We start from the raw sequence: 18,522 nt of genomic DNA, 5'->3' as shown, positions 1-18,522 counted from the left end.
ATGTGGATCACTACCGGGGTGTTGGCGCTGTGGTCTTTGGTACAGCTTGAAGTCGATCCGGACGGTGCGGGGATCGCAGGTGCGCAGGGGAAAAGTCCGCGAGCACCGGAGGTTCGGACCAGATGGTCCGTCCCGTAGGGGAGGGGGCACATTGATCTCAGGAAACCCGGAACAGGATTTTCCCGGCAACACCAGGGAAGTTGGCACGATCGGTCCGTCTTTTTCTTGACGGAGAACGAAAACCCAGTCCTCCGCAACCACGCGGAGGGCCTCGCACCGCGAGGAACCTCGGTGCAGGCGGTCATTCCTGTTTGAGGGCATCCGCCGGTTTTCGCTCGCCCTGCCGGAGTCGACGTCGTAGACCGGCGCGGCCGGCTGAAATCCCCGGCATTTCCTCGATGTTCCCTGGAATTTCGCCGATGCCTTCCGCTGCTCGGAAGGTGCCGGTCATCGAGGTCGACAACTGAACTCTGATCAGGAGAGCTCGTGGTGAATTCGTCGGGGTCCGACATCGAGGACGACCCGATCGCCATCGTCGGCATGTCGTGCCGGCTGCCGAAGGCGTCGAACCTGCGTGAGTTCTGGCAGTTGCTCCGCTCCGGCGGCAGCGGCATCACGCCGGTGCCGGCCGGTCGCTGGACGGATCTGGCCGAGCCCGATACCGAGCTCCTGCGGTACGGCGGCTTCGTCGACGAGGTGGACCGGTTCGACGCGGAGTTCTTCGGGATCTCGCCACGCGAAGCCGCGGTCATGGACCCGCAGCAGCGGATGGCTCTCGAACTGGGCTGGGAAGCGCTCGAGGACGCCGGGATCGTGCCGGCGCACCTGCGCGAGCGCCGGGTCGGGATCTTCGCCGGTGCGATGGCGTCGGACTACGAGCTGCTCAGCCTGCGCCAGGGCCCGGCGGCGATCGGGCACCACAGCCTGACCGGCCTGCACAACGGGATGATCCCGAACCGGATGTCCTACGCGTTCGGGTTCACCGGGCCGAGCCTGGCCGTGGACACCGGGCAGTCGTCGTCGCTGGTCGCGGTGCACCTCGCGGCCGAGAGCATCCGGTCCGGCGAGTCGGAACTCGCCCTGGCGGGCGGCATCCAGCTGAACCTGGCGGGTGATAACGCTGTCACCGCCGCGCGGTTCGGTGGCCTGTCCCCGGACGGCCGATGTTTCACCTTCGACGCCCGCGCGAACGGCTACGTGCGCGGCGAGGGCGGCGGTTTCGTCGTGCTCAAGCCGCTTTCCCTTGCCCTGGAAGACGGCGACGACGTGTACGCCGTCGTGCTGGGCAGCGCGGTGAACAACGAAGGCCCGGGTGAGTCGTTCACGCGGCCGAGCTCCGAGGCCCAGGAGGCGTTGCTCCGCGCGGCGTACCGGCGGGCCGGCGTGGATCCGCGGCGCGTGCGGTACGTGGAGCTGCACGGGACCGCCACGATGGTCGGCGACCCGGTCGAGGCCCGCGCGCTCGGCGCGGCTCTGGGCGAGGGCCGGACCACCCCGCTGTGGGTGGGTTCGGCGAAGACCAACGTGGGGCACCTGGAAAGCGCTGCCGGCATCGTCGGGCTGCTGAAGACGGCGCTGGCGGTGCGGAATCGGCGCCTGCCCGCGAGCCTGAACTTCGAACAGCCCAACCCGGAAATCCTGTTCGACGACTGGAACCTTCGGGTTGTGCAGTCCACCGACGCGTGGCCGGAGGCCGACGGGGCGCTGCTGGCGGGTGTGTCGTCGTTCGGCGTGGGCGGGACGAACTGCCACGTCGTTCTGTCGTCGCCGAGCGCGGGTTCACCGTCGACCGACCACACCGAGGCTCCGCCTTCCGACGCGGTGCTACCGCTGGTGGTGTCGGGCCGGTCTCAGGCGGCGGTGCGCGAGCAGGCGGCCCGGCTTGCGGACGCGCTGAGCCGGGATCCGCAACCGGCGCTGGCGGATCTCGCCTGGTCCTCGGCGACCACGCGGTCGGCCTTCGACCATCGGGCCGTGGTCGTGGCCGGTGACCGGGCCGAGGCACTGTCGGGGCTGCGGGCGTTGGCGGCCGGTGAGCCGGATCCGGCAGTGGTGACCGGCGTGGCGGCACCGTCCGATGGAGTGGTGTTCGTGTTTCCCGGGCAGGGCTCACAATGGCTGGGCATGGGCCGGGGTCTGCTGGAAACCTCGTCCGTGTTCCGGGAGTCGATGCTCGAGTGCCAGGAGGCATTGGCGCCCTGGGTGTCCTGGTCGTTGACCGAGGTGCTGACCGGCGCCGACGGCGCCGAACTGGACCGGGTCGACGTGGTCCAGCCCGCGTTGTGGGCGATCATGATCTCCCTGGCCCGCCTGTGGCGCTCCTGCGGCGTCCGGCCCGACGCGGTCGTCGGCCACAGCCAAGGAGAGATCGCCGCGGCGTGCGTGGCGGGAGCACTATCCCTTTCGGACGGTGCCAGAGTGGTGGCCCTGCGGGCCCGGGCGCTGCGAGCCCTGGCCGGGCGCGGCGGCATGCTGTCGGTGGGCCTGTCCCGGCACGAGGTTCGGGAGTGGCTCGACCAGTACGGCGGGCAGGTGTCGCTGGCCGCGGTCAACGCCGTCGGCTCCGTGGTGGTCGCGGGCGAACCGGCGGCGCTGGAGCGTTTGCGGACGGAGCTGGCCGGGCGAGACATCCGGGTGCGTCGGATCGAGGTCGACTACGCCTCGCACTCTCCGCAGGTCGACCAGGTCCGCGACGAGGTGCTCGAGGCCCTGGCGCCGATCGAGCCCCGGCTCGCGGAGGTGCCGTTCTTCTCGACCGTGGACGCCGAGTGGATCCGCGGCACGGACCTGGATGCCGGGTACTGGTACCGGAACCTGCGCCAGACCGTCCTCTTCGAGCCGGCCATCGCCACCTTGCTGGCCGAGGGACACCGGGCGTTCGTCGAGGTGAGCCCGCATCCGGTGACCACGGTGCCGATCGCGGAAACGGTCGACGCGGCCGCGGTGCCGGCCGTCGTGACCGGGACCTTGCGCCGTGACCAGGATTCGCCGCACCGGTTCCTGACGTCACTGGCGAGCCTGTGGGTCGGGGGGATCGAGCTCGGCTGGCCGGAGGTGTTCGCCGGAATCGGCGTGCGGGGCCGGCGGGTCGCGCTGCCGACCTACGCGTTCCAGCGCGAGCGCTACTGGCTGGCTGCGTCGACCAGCCCGGTACCCGCGCCCGTCGTCACGGCGGCGGGGGCGAGCAGCCCCGATGAGCCGCCGCGGGAACCGTCGATGGCCGTGCGTGACGTGGTGGCTCGCGAGACCGCCGCCGTGCTGGGGCAGCGGAACTGGCGACAGGTCGACGACCGCCGCACCTTCAAGGATCTCGGGTTCGACTCGATCATGATGGTCGAGCTCAGGGATCGGGTGAACAAAGCTCTCGGATCGCGGCTGAACACCACCGAGATCTTCAGCCATCCGACGGCGGCGCAGCTCAGTGAGCGTATCGAGATCGACCTCGGCTTCCGGAGCTCGGAAGTCGTGCCCGTCCGGCCCGTCGCGGCCGGGGACGACGACCCGATCGTCATCGTCGGGATGGGGTGCCGGTTCCCGGGTGGGGTCACGTCGCCCGAAGGCCTTTGGGACGTGGTCGCCGCCGGCCGGGATGTCATCTCCGGGTTCCCGACCGACCGCGGCTGGGACCTGGCCGCGTTGCGCGAGGGTGGTTCCGCGACTCAGCTGGGCGGGTTCCTCTACGACGCTCCCGAGTTCGATGCGGCCTTCTTCGGGATCTCGCCCCGGGAAGCGCTGGCCATGGACCCCCAGCAGCGGCTGCTGCTCGAAACGAGCTGGGAGGCACTGGAACGGGCGAACATCACGCCCGCGTCGCTGAGGGGGCGCGCGCCGGGGTCTTCGTCGGCGCGTATCCGCAGGGGTATCTCCAGGAGCGGGCCCGGACCGACGACGAGCTCAGCGGATACCTGCTGACCGGCACGTCGTCGAGCGTGATGTCGGGCCGGATCGCGTACTTGCTCGGGCTGGAAGGCCCGGCCGTCACGGTGGACACGGCCTGTTCGTCGTCGCTGGTCGCCCTGCACCTGGCCGCGCAGTCGCTGCGCTCCGGTGAGTCCGACCTGGCACTGGTCGGCGGAGTGACGGTGATGTCGGCGCCGGACATCTTCGAGGAGTTCTCCCGGCAGGGCGGTCTGGCCCCCGACGGCCGGTGCAAGCCGTTCGCCGACACGGCCGACGGCACCGGCTGGAGCGAGGGGGCCGGGGTCCTCGTCGTCGAGCGGCTGTCGACGGCGCGGGCGCAGGGGCATCAGGTGCTGGCGGTCGTCCGCGGGACCGCGATCAACCAGGACGGCGCTTCCAACGGGCTCACCGCACCCAACGGCGCGGCACAGCAACGCGTGATCAGTGACGCCCTGGCTCGAGCCGGCCTGTCTCCCGCCGAGGTGGACGCCGTGGAGGCGCACGGCACGGGAACCCGGCTCGGCGACCCCATCGAGGCCCAGGCGCTGCTGGCGACGCTGGGGCAGGGCCGTGACGAGGGGAACCCGGTGTGGCTGGGCTCGGTGAAGTCCAACATCGGGCACACGCAGGCCGCGGCCGGGGTCGCGGGCGTGATCAAGATGGTCGAGGCGATGCGGCACGGTGGTCTTCCGCGCAGCCTGCACGCCGACCGGCCCACCACCCACGTGGATTGGGACTCCGGTGCGGTGCGGGTACTGACCGAGGCGGTTCCCTGGCCGGAGACCGGTCGGCCGCGCCGGGCGGGGGTGTCGGCGTTCGGCATCAGCGGCACCAACGCTCACGTCATCCTCGAACAGGCGCCCGCCGAGCCCGACGCCGTGGTGCGGCCTGACGCGGTCGGCCCGGTGCCGATCGTGGTGTCCGGTCAGTCCGAGCCGGCGCTGCGCGAGCAGGCGGCCCGGTTGGGCGCGTTCGTCGCGGACGCTCCGGAAATGTCGTGGGCGGATCTGGCCTGGTCCTTGGCCACCGCGCGGTCGGCTTTCGACCATCGGGCGGTTTTCGTGCCCGCCGATCGGGCCGAGCTGGTGTCGTCGTTGGCCGCTCTGGCTGCCGGCGACCAGTCGGGCCTCGTCAGCGGAAGCGCGGGTCGGATCGCGCTCGTCTTTTCCGGGCAGGGCGCTCAGCGGGTGGGGATGGGTCGTGAGCTTTCGGCCCGGTTCCCGGTTTTCGCCGCGGCGCTGAGTGACGTTTGTGCGTTGCTGGATCCGTTGTTGGCGGGCGAACACGCGTTGCGTGAGGTGATGTTCGCCGAGGCGGAGTTGCTGGATCGGACGGGTTACACGCAGCCTGCGTTGTTTGCTTGGCAGACGGCGTGGTTCCGCCTGCTGCAGTCGTGGGGTGTTCGTCCTGATTTTTTGATGGGGCATTCGATCGGTGAGATCGGTGCGGCTCATGCGGCTGGTGTGTTTTCGCTTGAGGACGCGTGCACGCTGGTCGCGGCGCGGGCCAATCTGATGCAGGCGTTGCCGAGTGGCGGAGCCATGCTCGCGGTCAGCGCATCGGAGAGCGACATCGTGCCGCTGCTCGGGAACTACGGCGACACCGTGGGTATCGCGGCCGTCAACGCCGGTCACGCGGTGGTGGTGTCCGGGGATCAGGACGCGATCGCGGACCTCGGCCGGGTGCTGGGGGAGCGGGGACACAAGACCACGTGGTTGCGGGTGAGTCACGCGTTCCATTCGGCTCTGATGGATCCGATGCTGGACGGGTTCCGCGCGGCTATCGGCGGGATGACGTTCCACGAGCCGGCCGTCCCGTTGGTGTCCCACGTGACCGGCGACGTGGCCGGAGCCGAAGTGGCCACTGTGGACTATTGGGTCCGGCACGTCCGGGAACCGGTCCGCTTCGCCGACGGAGTGGCCACAGCGGCCAGTAAGGGCGCCGCCGTCTTCGTGGAGGCCGGGCCGGCGAGCACGCTGTCGTCGATGATCGGCGCCGAGCTGGACCCCGAGCACACGACGGTGATTCCCGCGGTCCGGAAGGACCAGGACGAGGTCACGGGCGCCGTCGCCGCCGTCGCGCAGCTGCACGCGGTGGGGGCCGACGTCGACTGGGCCGCGGTGTTCGCGGGGCTGAATGTCGAGGGGCGTCGGGTCGGGTTGCCGACGTATGCGTTCCAGCGTGAGCGGTTCTGGCCCGGCGTGGTGGTGTCCGCGGCCGGCGTGGGCGCGGCGGGGCTGGATGTGGTGGAGCATCCGTTGCTGGGTGCGGGGACTCCGTTGCCCGAGTCGGACGGCTACGTCTTCAGCGGCCGGCTCTCGCCGGCCACGCAACCCTGGCTGGCCGAGCACGCGACGAACGGTGTGGTGATCCTTCCGGGGACCGCGTTCGTCGAGGTGGTCATCCGGGCGGGGGACGCGGTCGGGTGCGGTCGGATCGACGACCTCACCCTGCACGAGCCGCTTGTGCTGCCCGAGCAGGACGGCGTCGATCTGCAGGTGCTGGTGGGCGGGCCCGAGGGCGACGGCGTCCGGCCGGTCACGGTGTACTCCCGGGTCGCCTCGCCGGACCAGCCGTGGACCCGGCACGCCGTCGGCACGGTCACGCCCACGGCAGGCGCTGACGCCGGCTGGACGGACCCGGCGTGGCCACCGCGAGACGCTGTTCCGGTGTCGTTGGCAGGCTTCTACGGCCACGCCGGCCGGTCGGCTTTCGACTACGGGCCGGTGTTCCGGGGCCTTCAGGCGGTGTGGACACGCGGGAGCGAGGTGTTCGCCGAGGTCGTGGTGCCGCCGACGGCGCGCGAGTTGGTGAACCGGTTCGGTCTGCACCCGGCGCTGCTGGACGCAGCATTGCAGGCCAATGTGTTCGCGCCGCTCGCTCCGGCCGAACACGGTCGCCTGCCGTTCTCTTTCAGCGGTGTCGCTTTGCACGCCACCGGTGCGACCACGCTCCGGGTCCGGCTGACCGCGACCGGCCCGGACGCCGTCCGCATCGAAGCCGTCGATCCCGGTGGCTCTCCGGTGGTCACCGTCGAATCGCTGGTGCTGCGGCCGCTTGTGCCGGAGCTGCTCACGCGGGCCGCGGCATCGGGCGCGCCGGAGGCGTTGCTTCGTCTCGAGTGGACACCCGGGCCGGAGGTGAGCGCCGGTACCGCCGGGGCCTGGTGGGTGCTGGACGGCTACCACGGGGAGATCGGCGATCTCTCGAACGAGCTGGGTGTGGCGAGCAGCTTGGACGAGCTCGTCGGCGCCGGTGCGCGAAACGTGGTGGTACCGGTCGGCGGCTCGGGCGGGGAAGTCGCCGAAGAAGTCCAGGCGATGACCGCCGCGGTACTCGGCTTGCTGCAGGCGTGGCTCGCCCGGCCGGAGCTGAGCGAGGCGCGGCTGGTGTTCCTGACCCGCAACGCGGTGAGCACGACCGAGGCCCAGCCGGTCGCGGATCTCGCCGCCGCCGCGGTGTGGGGCTTGGTCAGGTCCGCGCAGACCGAACATCCCGACCGGTTCACGCTCCTCGACCACGACCACCAGCCCCTGACCCGAGATCAGCTCGTTACCGCCGAGCCCCAGGCCGCCATCCGTGACCACCGGACCCTGGTCCCCAGGCTGACCGTGCCGTCCGGCGACGAGCTGCTGGCAGTCCCCTCGGGTGCCGAGGATGCGTGGCGACTGGAGGTGTCCGAGAAGGGCACGGTGGACAACCTCGTCCTGCGGGCGGCGCCGTCACTGGCCGAACCGCTGGGGCAGGGGCAGGTCCGGGTCGCGGTGCGGGTCGCCGGGCTGAACTTCCGGGACGTGCTCAACGCGCTCGGCATGTATCCGGGCGATCCGGTTCCGCTGGGCCTCGAGGTCGCCGGCGTGGTCACGGAGGTGGGCCCGGACGTCACCGACCTGACCCCCGGTGACCGGGTCATGGGTATCGCGCCCGGTGGGTTCGGCCCGGTGGCGGTGACCGACCGGCGGTCGCTCGTCGTGATCCCTCGGCCGTGGTCGTTCGCCCAGGCGGCGACGGCGCCGGTGGTGTTCCTGACCGCCTGCCACGGCCTGCGCGACCTGGCCGGACTGCGGGCGGGCGAATCGGTGCTGATCCACGCCGGTGCCGGCGGCGTCGGGATGGCCGCGATCCAGCTGGCCCGGCACCTCGGCGCCGAGGTTTTCGCCACCGCCGCTCCGGCCAAGTGGGACGTGCTGCGTTCCCTCGGCCTGCCGGACGATCACATCGCCTCGTCGCGCACCGTGGACTTCGAAGAGCGTTTCTCGGCGACGACGCGAGGTCGTGGTGTGGATGTCGTCCTGAACTCGCTGACAGGGGAGTTCGTGGACGCGTCGCTGCGGCTGCTCGCGCGCGGTGGCCGGTTCGTGGAGATGGGCAAGGCCGACCTCCGTGATGCGCGAGAGGTCGCCGCGGCTCATCCGGGCGTGTCCTATCAGGCGTTCGACCTGATGGAGGTCGACCTGGACCGGATTCAGCGGATGCTGGTCGAGCTGGCCGCGTTGTTCGCGTCGGATGCCTTGACCACGTTGCCGGTCACGACCTGGGACGTCCGGCGTGCGCCCGAGGCGTTCCGGTTCGTCAGCCAGGCCAAGCACGTCGGGAAGGTCGCCCTGACGATCCCGCGGCCGCCGGACCCCCGGGGCACGGTGGTGATCACGGGTGGGACCGGCGGGTTGGGGGCCGTGCTGGCTCGGCACCTCGTCGAACGGCGTGAAGCGCGCAGGCTGGTGCTGATCAGCAGGCGAGGGGAGTCGGCGCCAGGAGCCGCGGAGCTCGGCGCCGAGCTGATCGGCCTGGGCGCCGAGGTCACGGTCGCGGCGTGCGACGTCGCGGACCGCGACCGGCTGGCCGAGGTGCTGGCCGCGGCGCAGCCGGTGACGGCCGTGGTGCACACCGCGGGTGTCCTGGCGGACGCGACCGTCGAGTCCTTGACACCGGAAGCGGTCGGCCGCGTGTTCGAGCCCAAGGTGCGGGGCGCGTGGAACCTGCACGAGCTCACCCGCGACACCGATCTGTCGGCGTTCGTCTTGTTCTCCTCCGTCGGCGGTGTCACGGGCGCCGCCGGTCAAGCCAACTACGCCGCGGCGAACGCTTTCCTCGACGCCCTGGCCTCGGTGCGGCACGGACAGGGCAGGCCGGCGGTGTCGGTGGCGTGGGGTGCGTGGACCCCGGAAGCGGGCATGACCGGCGCCCTGTCCGAAGTGGACCTCGAGCGGCTGACCCGTTCGGGGATGCCGCCGATGACCGTCGACCAGGGGCTCGCGCTGTTCGACCGAGCCGTCGCCGCGGACCGGGCGATGCTCGTCGCGACACGGTTGGACCGCAAGGCGGCGGCGTCCCAGTCCTCCCGGTTGTTCGACGCCCTCACCACCAGGCCACCGGCCCGGATCGGCGCGGCCTCGGAGGGCTCGGAGGACTCGGTGCTCCGGCGGCTGTCGGCCATGACGTCGACCGACCGGACGCGGGCCCTCACGGACCTGGTCCGCACCCAGGTGGCCGCCGTGCTGGGCCACGCGGTGCCGAGCGCCATCGACCCGGCCCAGGCGTTCAAGGAACTGGGGATGGACTCCCTGACTTCGGTCGAGTTGCGCAACCGGGTGAACAAGGTCTTCGGGACCCGGCTGCCGGCGACCGAGATCTTCAACCACCCGACGACGGCCCAGCTGACCGACCGGATCGCGATCGAACTCGGTCTCCGGCAGGAGGAAGCCGCCCCCGCCCCGGCTGTCACGGCCGCTGACGACGACCCGATCGTCATCGTCGGGATGGGCTGCCGGTTCCCCGGCGGGGCCGGCTCGCCGGAAGACCTGTGGGACCTGGTCGTCTCCGGCCGGGACGCGATCTCCGATTTCCCGGCCGACCGTGGGTGGGATCTGGCCGCGTTGCGTGGTGGGGCGTCGGCGACCCGGCAGGGCGGGTTCCTCTACGAGGCACCCGAGTTCGACGCGGACTTCTTCGGGATCTCGCCCCGCGAAGCGCTGGCCATGGACCCGCAGCAACGGCTGCTCCTGGAAGTCTCCTGGGAAGCCTTGGAGCGGTCCGGGATCACTCCGGACTCGGTTGGTGGGACCCGGACCGGTGTGTTCGTCGGCGCCTACCACCAGGACTACCTCCGCGAGAAGACCGCGGCCAGGGACGAGCTCGGCGGCTACCTGCTGACCGGCACCACGTCGAGCGTGATGTCGGGCCGCATCGCCTACTCGCTCGGGTTGGAAGGCCCGGCGGTGACCGTCGACACGGCGTGTTCGTCGTCGCTGGTGGCGCTGCACTGGGCCACGCAGTCCCTGCGGTCCGGGGAGTGCGATCTGGCGCTCGTCGGCGGTGTCACCGTGATGTCCACACCGGACATCTTCGAGGAGTTTTCCCGCCAGGACGGGCTGTCGGTGGACGGCCGGTGCAAACCGTTCGCCGAGTCGGCGGACGGCACCGGGTGGAGTGAGGGCGTCGGTGTCCTCGTCGTGCAACGGTTGTCGTCGGCTCGGGCGGCGGGTCGCCGGGTGCTGGCGGTGGTGCGGGGTTCGGCGGTGAACCAGGATGGCGCGTCGAATGGGTTGACGGCGCCGAATGGCCCGTCGCAGCAGCGGGTGATCAAGGACGCGTTGGCTCGGGCGGGGGTGTCCGCGGGGGAGATCGACGCTGTGGAGGCGCACGGCACGGGTACGCGGCTGGGTGATCCCATCGAAGCGCAGGCGTTGCTGGCCACTCTCGGCCAGGGCCGCGAGGAGGATCGGCCGGTGTGGTTGGGGTCGGTGAAGTCGAACATCGGGCACACGCAGGCCGCGGCCGGTGTCGCCGGGATCATCAAGATGGTCCAGGCGATGCGGCACGGGATTCTGCCGCGGACTCTGCACGTGGACGAGCCCACCACGCACGTGGATTGGGCTGCCGGTGGGGTGCGGGTGTTGACCGAGCAGATCCCGTGGCCGGAGACCGGCCGCCCGCGTCGGGCCGGGGTGTCGGGCTTCGGCATCAGTGGAACCAACGCCCACGTGATCCTCGAGCAGGCACCCGGTGAAGCCGAGCGGGTGACCACAGTGGACACCGGAGCGCCGGTGCCGGTGTTGGTGAGTGGCCGTTCCGGCTCGGCGGTGCGCGACCAGGCCGCGCGGCTGGTGAGCCTGCTGGACCGTGACCGCGGCCTTGCTGTGACGGATCTCGCGTGGTCGCTGGCGACCACGCGGTCCAGCTTCGACCACCGTGCCGTCGTGGTGGCCGCGGACCGGGCGGAGCTGGCCCCGAAGCTCCGGGCGCTGGCCGCCGGCGAGGCGGATCCGGCCGTGGTGACCGGCGTCGCCGCGAGCTCCGGCGGTGTGGTGTTCGTGTTTCCCGGTCAGGGTTCGCAGTGGTCTGGCATGGGCCGCGAGCTGCTGGAGACCTCACCCGTCTTCCGGGAATGGATCCTGAAGTGCCAGGAAGCGTTGGCGCCGTGGGTGACCTGGTCACTGACCGAAGTCCTCACCGGCGACCACGCCGAGCTGGCCGAGCGGGTGGACGTGGTCCAGCCGGTGTTGTGGGCGATGATGGTTTCGCTGGCCGAGCTGTGGCGCTCCTACGGCATCCATCCGGAGGCAGTGGTCGGCCACAGCCAGGGGGAGATCGCGGCCGCCTGCGTCGCCGGCGCGCTCTCGCTCGAGGACGGTGCCCGGGTGGTGGCGCTGCGCGCGCAGGCACTGCGTGAGATCGCCGGACAGGGTGGCATGCTCTCGGTCGCCTTGTCGCAGGACGAGGTACGGCACTGGCTCGCTCGTGGCGATGGCCGCGTGTCGCTTGCCGCGATCAACGCCGCCGCGTCCGTCGTGCTCGCCGGCGAGGCGACGGTGCTGGAACGGCTGCGGTCCGAGATGACCGAGCAGGGAATTCGGGCTCGTCGCGTCGAGGTGGACTACGCGTCGCACTCTCCCCACGTCGAGCAGGTCCGCGATCGGGTGCTGGCGGCCTTGGCGCCGATCACACCACGCACGGCTGACGTGAAGTTCTTGTCCACAGTGGACTCGGTTTGGCTCGACGGCACCGAGCTCGACGCGGACTACTGGTACCGGAACCTCCGGCAGACGGTCCGGTTCGAGCCGGCCGTCCGCACGCTGCTGGCCGACGGATACCAGGCCTTCGTGGAAACGAGCGCGCATCCGGTGATCACGGTCCCGCTTTCCGAGACCGTGGAGGACGCCGGCGCGCACGCGGTGGTGACGGGAACGCTGCGCCGCGACCAAGGGTCGTTGCGGCGCATGCTGACCTCGCTGGCGACTCTGCACACGGCCGGGGTGAAGGTGGACTGGACCCGGGTGTTCGGGGCCGAGGGCCGACGGGTCGAGCTGCCCACGTACGCGTTCCAGCATCAGCGCTTCTGGCCGGCGTCGGCGCCGGTGGAGGCGCTGAGCGGCTGGGGTTACGACGTCGTCTGGACGCCGGCCCCGCAGCCGGCCTCGCCCCGGACGCCCGGTTCGTGGTGGCTGATCGCGCCGGCCGGGTACGAGGAATCGCCGTTGATCACCGGGTTGCGCCAGGAGCTGGCCGGCGCCGGCGCGACGGCGGATCTGGTGGTGGTGCCGGCCGAGCGGACCGACCGGGCGGCGCTCGCCGCGAGGATCGGCGAACTGGCCGTGCCGACCGGGGTGGTGTCTTTCCTGGCCTGGCACGACATCCCGGTCGCCCAGGGCTCCGAGGTCTCGCTGGGGCTGACCCTCACGGCCACGCTCCTGCAGGCCCTGGGTGACGCCTCGATCCAGGCCCCGGTGTGGTCCGTGACCCGTGGCGCGGTCAGTGTGGCCGACCTCGCGGAGGTGTCCCACCCGGCCCAGACGGCGGTCTGGGGGTGGGGCCGGACCGCGGCGGTGGAGTATCCCCGGCGCTGGGGCGGCCTGATCGACGTGCCCGCCGGCGAACCCGACGCGATCCTGACCGCACGCTTGGCGCAGGTCCTGATGTCCGGCGGCAGCACGGAAGACCAGCTCGCGATCCGTCCATCCGGGACCTGGGCCCGACGGCTCGCCCGTCGCGCCCTCACCCCGGCCGACGTGCCGGAGTGGGAGGTTCCGGTCGCGGGCACCGTTCTCGTCACCGGCGGTACCGGTGCGTTGGGCGGTCACGTCGCCCGGTGGCTGGCCACCAGCGGCGTCCCGCACCTCGTGCTCCTCAGCCGGCAAGGCCTCCAGGCCGATGGTGCGCGGGACCTGGAAGCGGAGCTGACGGGGCTCGGGGCCAGGGTGACGGTGGTGGCTTGCGACGCGGCCGACCGGGAAGCGATGGCGGAGGTGATCGCCGGGGTTCCCGCGGAGTATCCGCTGGCGGGGGTCGTGCACACCGCCGTGGTCGTCGACGACGGGATCATCGAAACCGTGACCGGTGAGCAGCTGGCCACGGTGTTCCGGCCCAAGGTCGACGCCGCCGTGGTGCTGCACGAGCTCACCCGGGACCTGGACCTGGCGATGTTCGTGATGTTCTCCTCGATCAGCGCCACCCTCGGCGGTGTCGGGCTCAGCACGTATGCGGCCGCCAACGCCTACCTCGACGGGCTCGCCCAGTACCGCCGGGCCCAGGGACTTCCCGCGACCTCGATCGCGTGGGGGACGTGGGCGGGCGACGGTCTGGCGTCCGCGACCGCGGCACAGCAGAACCTGCGCCGCTTCGGCATGATCACCATGGCGCCCGCTCCGGCGCTGGAAGGCCTGCGCCGGGTGCTCGAGCGCGGCGACGCCACCGCCGTGATCGCCGACGTGGACTGGAAGCAGTACCTCAGCGTGTTCACGGCCGCGCGGCCCAGCGCCTTGCTCGGCGACCTCCCGGAAACCCGTCAGTCCACAACGGACCAGGACGACAGCGGGGCGAAGCTGGCCCTCGACCCGGCCGTGCGGCTGCGGACCCGGCTCGCCGGGCTGGCTCACGCCGACCAGGTTCGCGTGGTGCTCGACCTGGTGCGGGTACAGCTGGCGGCGATTCTCGGGTACGGCGACTCCGATCCGATTCCGGAGAATCGGGCGTTTCGTGATCTGGGTTTCGACTCGCTCACGGCGGTGGAGTTGCGCAACATCCTGAGCATGGCCACGGGGCTGGATCTGCCCCGGACTCTGGTTTTCGACTATCCGACCCCCACCGACCTCGCCCGGCACCTGCTCGACGAGCTCTCGGGCGACGGCGCGGACGAGCCCGCGGCCCTTGCCCCGGCGCGGGTTCCGTCGGACGACGACCCGATCGTCGTGGTCGGCATGGGCTGCCGGTTCCCCGGCGGGGTGAGCTCGCCGGAAGACCTGTGGAGTCTGGTCGCTTCCGGCGGCGACGCCATCTCGGAGTTCCCGGCCGACCGGGGCTGGGACCTGGCGGGCCTGCGTGCCGGGGGTTCGACGACCCGGCTGGGCGGTTTCCTCGACGAGGTGGCCGAGTTCGACGCCGGGTTCTTCGGGATCTCACCGCGTGAAGCACTCGCGATGGACCCGCAGCAACGTCTGCTGCTCGAAACCGCGTGGGAAGCGCTGGAGCGGGCGGGGATCAAGCCCGCCTCGCTGCGCGGCACCCGGACCGGTGTTTTCGTCGGCTCGAGCATCCAGGACTACATCCACGCGTCGATGCAGGTCCGCGAAGACCTCGAGGGCTACTTGCTCACCGGCAGCTCGTCCAGCGTGCTGTCGGGCCGCGTCGCGTACCTGCTCGGCCTCGAAGGCCCCGCGATCACCGTCGACACGGCGTGTTCGTCGTCGCTGGTGGCGCTGCACTGGGCCGCGCAGTCGCTGCTGTCGGGTGAGTGCGAGCTGGCGCTGGCCGGCGGTGTCACCGTGATGTCCACGGCGGAGTTGTTCCTCGACTTCACCCGGCAAGGCGCGCTGTCAGTGGACGGCCGGTGCAAGGCGTTCGCCGAGACGGCCGACGGTGCCGGGTTCTCCGAAGGGGTCGGTGTGCTCGCGGTCGAGCGGTTGTCGTCGGCTCGGGCGGCGGGTCGCCGGGTGCTGGCGGTGGTGCGGGGTTCGGCGGTGAACCAGGATGGCGCGTCGAATGGGTTGACGGCGCCGAATGGCCCGTCGCAGCAGCGGGTGATCAAGGACGCGTTGGCTCGGGCGGGGGTGTCCGCGGGGGAGATCGACGCTGTGGAGGCGCACGGCACGGGTACGCGGCTGGGTGATCCCATCGAAGCGCAGGCGTTGCTGGCCACTCTCGGCCAGGGCCGCGAGGAGGATCGGCCGGTGTGGTTGGGGTCGGTGAAGTCGAACATCGGGCACACGCAGGCCGCGGCCGGTGTCGCCGGGATCATCAAGATGGTCCAGGCGATGCGGCACGGGATTCTGCCGCGGACTCTGCACGTGGACGAGCCCACCACGCACGTGGATTGGGCTGCCGGTGGGGTGCGGGTGTTGACCGAGCAGATCCCGTGGCCGGAGACCGGACGGCCGCGGCGCGCGGGTGTGTCCGGGTTCGGGATCAGCGGCACCAACGCCCACGTCGTGCTCGAACAAGCACCCGAGCAGCCGGAAGTCGAACCCGCCGGCATCACCGCGCCCGTGCCGCTCGTGCTCTCGGGGCAGTCCGTGCCCGCGGTGCGGGGGCAGGCCGCCCGGCTGGCCGAGCTCCTCGACGGCGATGGCGATGCGGCCCTGGCCGATGTGGCCTGGTCGGCGGCGCTGACCCGGTCGGCCTTCGACCACCGTGCCGTGGTGGTGGCCGCCGATCGGCAGGAGGCGTTGTCGAGCTTGCGGGCGCTTGCCGCAGGGGAGCCTGGTCCGACTGCCGTGACCGGGGAGGCGCGGGTGTCCGGGGGCGTGGTGTTCGTGTTCCCCGGTCAGGGTTCGCAGTGGGCCGGGATGGGCCGGGAGCTGCTGGAGACGTCGGCGGTTTTCCGGGAGTCCATTCAGGAGTGTCAGGACGCGTTGGCGCCGTGGATTTCCTGGTCGTTGACCGACGTCCTCGACCGTGCGGACCTGCTGGAACGGGTCGACGTGGTCCAGCCGGCGTTGTGGGCGATGAACGTTTCGCTGGCGAAGCTGTGGCGGTCCCACGGGGTCGAACCGGCCGCCGTGATCGGACACAGCCAAGGCGAAATCGCGGCCGCCTGCGTCGCCGGAGCCCTCTCGCTGGAAGACGGCGCCCGTGTGGTCGCCCTGCGCGCGCAGGCACTGCGAGTGTTGGCCGGGCACGGCGGAATGCTCTCGGTCGCGCTGTCGCAGGACGACGTTCGGGAATGGCTGGTCCGCTACGACGGTCAGCTCTCGCTCGCCGCGGTCAACGCCCCGACCTCCGTGGTCGTCGCAGGCGACACGGCGGCCTTGGCGCACCTGCAGAACGAACTGACTGGCCACGACATCCGGGCGCGGCGGATCGAAGTGGACTACGCCTCGCATTCCCCGGAAGTCGAGCAGGTCCGGGACCAGGTGCTCGAGAAGCTGGCGCCGATCACGCCCCGCACGCCCGGCGTGAAGTTCTTCTCCACAGTGGACGAGAAGTGGCTGGACGGCACGGAACTCGACGCGGGCTACTGGTACCGCAACCTCCGCCGGACCGTGGGCTTCGAACCCGCCGTACGGGCCTTGCTGGCCGACGGGTACCGGGCGTTCATCGAGGTGAGCCCGCACCCGGTGACCACGGTTCCACTCACCGAAACCGCGGAGGCGGCCGGGACACCGGCCGTCGTGACCGGCACGTTGCGCCGTGACCAGGGGTCGCGGCACCGGGCCCTGACCTCACTCGCCAGCCTCTACGCGGAGGGAATCGACCTCGACTGGGCCGCGGTCTTCGCCGGAATCGGCGCCGGCGGGAGGCGGGTCGATCTGCCCACCTACGCGTTCCAGCGCCGGCGCTACTGGCCGGAGATCACGGCACACCCCGTCCAGGGACCGCGGGTGGAAGACCTGGTGCTGAACCTGGACTGGACCACCGAGCCCGACCCGACGGGTGCCGGTGCAGCACCGCGAACCTGGTGGCTGCTCGACGACCACCACAACGGGGTCTCGACCCTGCCCGGCGAGCTGGGCGTGTCACGGGTGGTGGACGACCTCGTCGAGCTGGGCAAGCAGCTCGACACCGGTGACCGGGCCCCGGACGCGCTGCTGGTGCCGGTCCACGGTCCGGACGGCGACGTGACCGCCGCGGTGCAGGCCACCACCGTCGAGGTACTGGGTCTGCTGCAGCAGTGGCTGGCGAAAACCGAGTTTTCCGGGATTCGATTGGTGTTCCTCACGCGTGACGCGGTGAGCGCCGAGTCCACGACCGATCTCGCTGCGGCCGCGATCTGGGGCCTGGTGAAGTCGGCGCAGGCCGAGCACCCGGGCCGGTTCACGCTCGTCGACCACGATCGTCATCCGCTTTCCGCCGGCTTGCTGGCCGAAGCCCTGGCCACCGGGGAACCGCAGCTGGCGATCCGCGCCCACCGGGTCGCGGTCCCGCGACTGGCACCTGCGCGTGAGCAGGAGCCGGCGGCGCCGGTCCGCTGGGACCAGGGCACCGTGGTCATCACCGGCGGGACCGGCGGGCTGGGTGCCGCGCTGGCGCGGCACCTGGTCGCAGGTGGCCGGGCGAACCGGTTGTTGCTGCTCAACCGGCGGGGACACGACGCCCCGGGCGCGGCGGAGCTGCGGGCCGAACTGACCGGTCTGGGTGCCGAGGTCACGATCACGGCCTGCGACATCGCCGACCGCGCTCGGCTGGCCGAAGCGCTCGACGCGGTGCGCCCGGTGTCGGCGGTCGTCCACACGGCTGTGGTGGTCGCGGACGGCACGATCGAGTCGCTGACGCCGGAAGCGGTCGGCCGCGTGTTCGAGCCCAAGGTGCGGGGCGCGTGGAACCTGCACGAGCTGACGCAGGGCGACGAACTGTCGGCGTTCGTACTGTTCTCCGCGATGGCCGGCGTCATGGGCACGCCCGGGCAGGGCAACTACGCCGCCGCCAACACGTTCCTGGACGCCCTGGCCCGGCATCGGCGGGCCGGTGGCCTGCCGGCCGTGTCGATGGACTGGGGCACCTGGACTTCCGACGTGGGCTTGGCCAGCGCACTGTCCGATACGGACCTTCGGCGCCTCGCCCGCACGGGATTCCCGGCCATGAGCATCGACAACGGCCTGGCCCTGTTCGACCGGGCCATGACCGTCGACGAGCCGATCGTGGCACCCGTCCGGCTCGACCGCGTCGCGGCGGCCGCCCAGCCGTCGCGGCTGCTGGAGGATCTCGTGGTGCGCCGGCCCGAGCCGGCCGGCACGCCGACCGAGCCCGAGACCGGGCCGCGACTGGCCGACCGGCTCGCGACCCTGACCCCGACCGACCGGATCCGGACGATGACGGACCTGGTCCGTGGTCAGGTCGCCGCCGTGCTCGGACACACGACGCCGGATGACGTCCGGCCCACCCAGGCGTTCAAGGACATCGGCATGGACTCGCTCACCTCCATCGAGCTGCGCAACCGGCTCAACGAAGCCACCGGGCTACGGTTGCCCACCACCATCGCGTTCGACAATCCGAACCCGGAGGTCCTGGCCGGTCACCTCGTCGCGGAGCTGATCGGGACCACCACGGTGGCCGTCGCGGTCACGGGATCGGTGACCACCCAGCTGGACGCGCTTGAGACCACCTTCCTGACCGTCGCGCTCGACGCGACGGCGCGGCCGATGCTGCGGAAGCGGCTGAGGGCGCTCCTGGGCCGGATCGACGAGGCCC

The 18,522-nt window shown here is 71.5% G+C and carries 2 pseudogenes; both read left to right on the top strand.

The features are described 5' to 3' along the window. Positions 1-540: 540 nt before the first annotated feature. Positions 541-7,509, top strand: a pseudogene (locus QRX50_RS50530) (type I polyketide synthase). 143 nt (positions 7,510-7,652) lie between these two features. Further along, positions 7,653-18,377, top strand: a pseudogene (locus QRX50_RS37420) (SDR family NAD(P)-dependent oxidoreductase); the annotation flags it as partial. Positions 18,378-18,522 lie beyond the last annotated feature (145 nt).

It is taken from the genome of Amycolatopsis sp. 2-15 (assembly GCF_030285625.1).
Classification (GTDB): Bacteria; Actinomycetota; Actinomycetes; order Mycobacteriales; family Pseudonocardiaceae; genus Amycolatopsis; species Amycolatopsis carbonis.
This window is presented reverse-complemented; position numbering and strand designations above follow the sequence as displayed.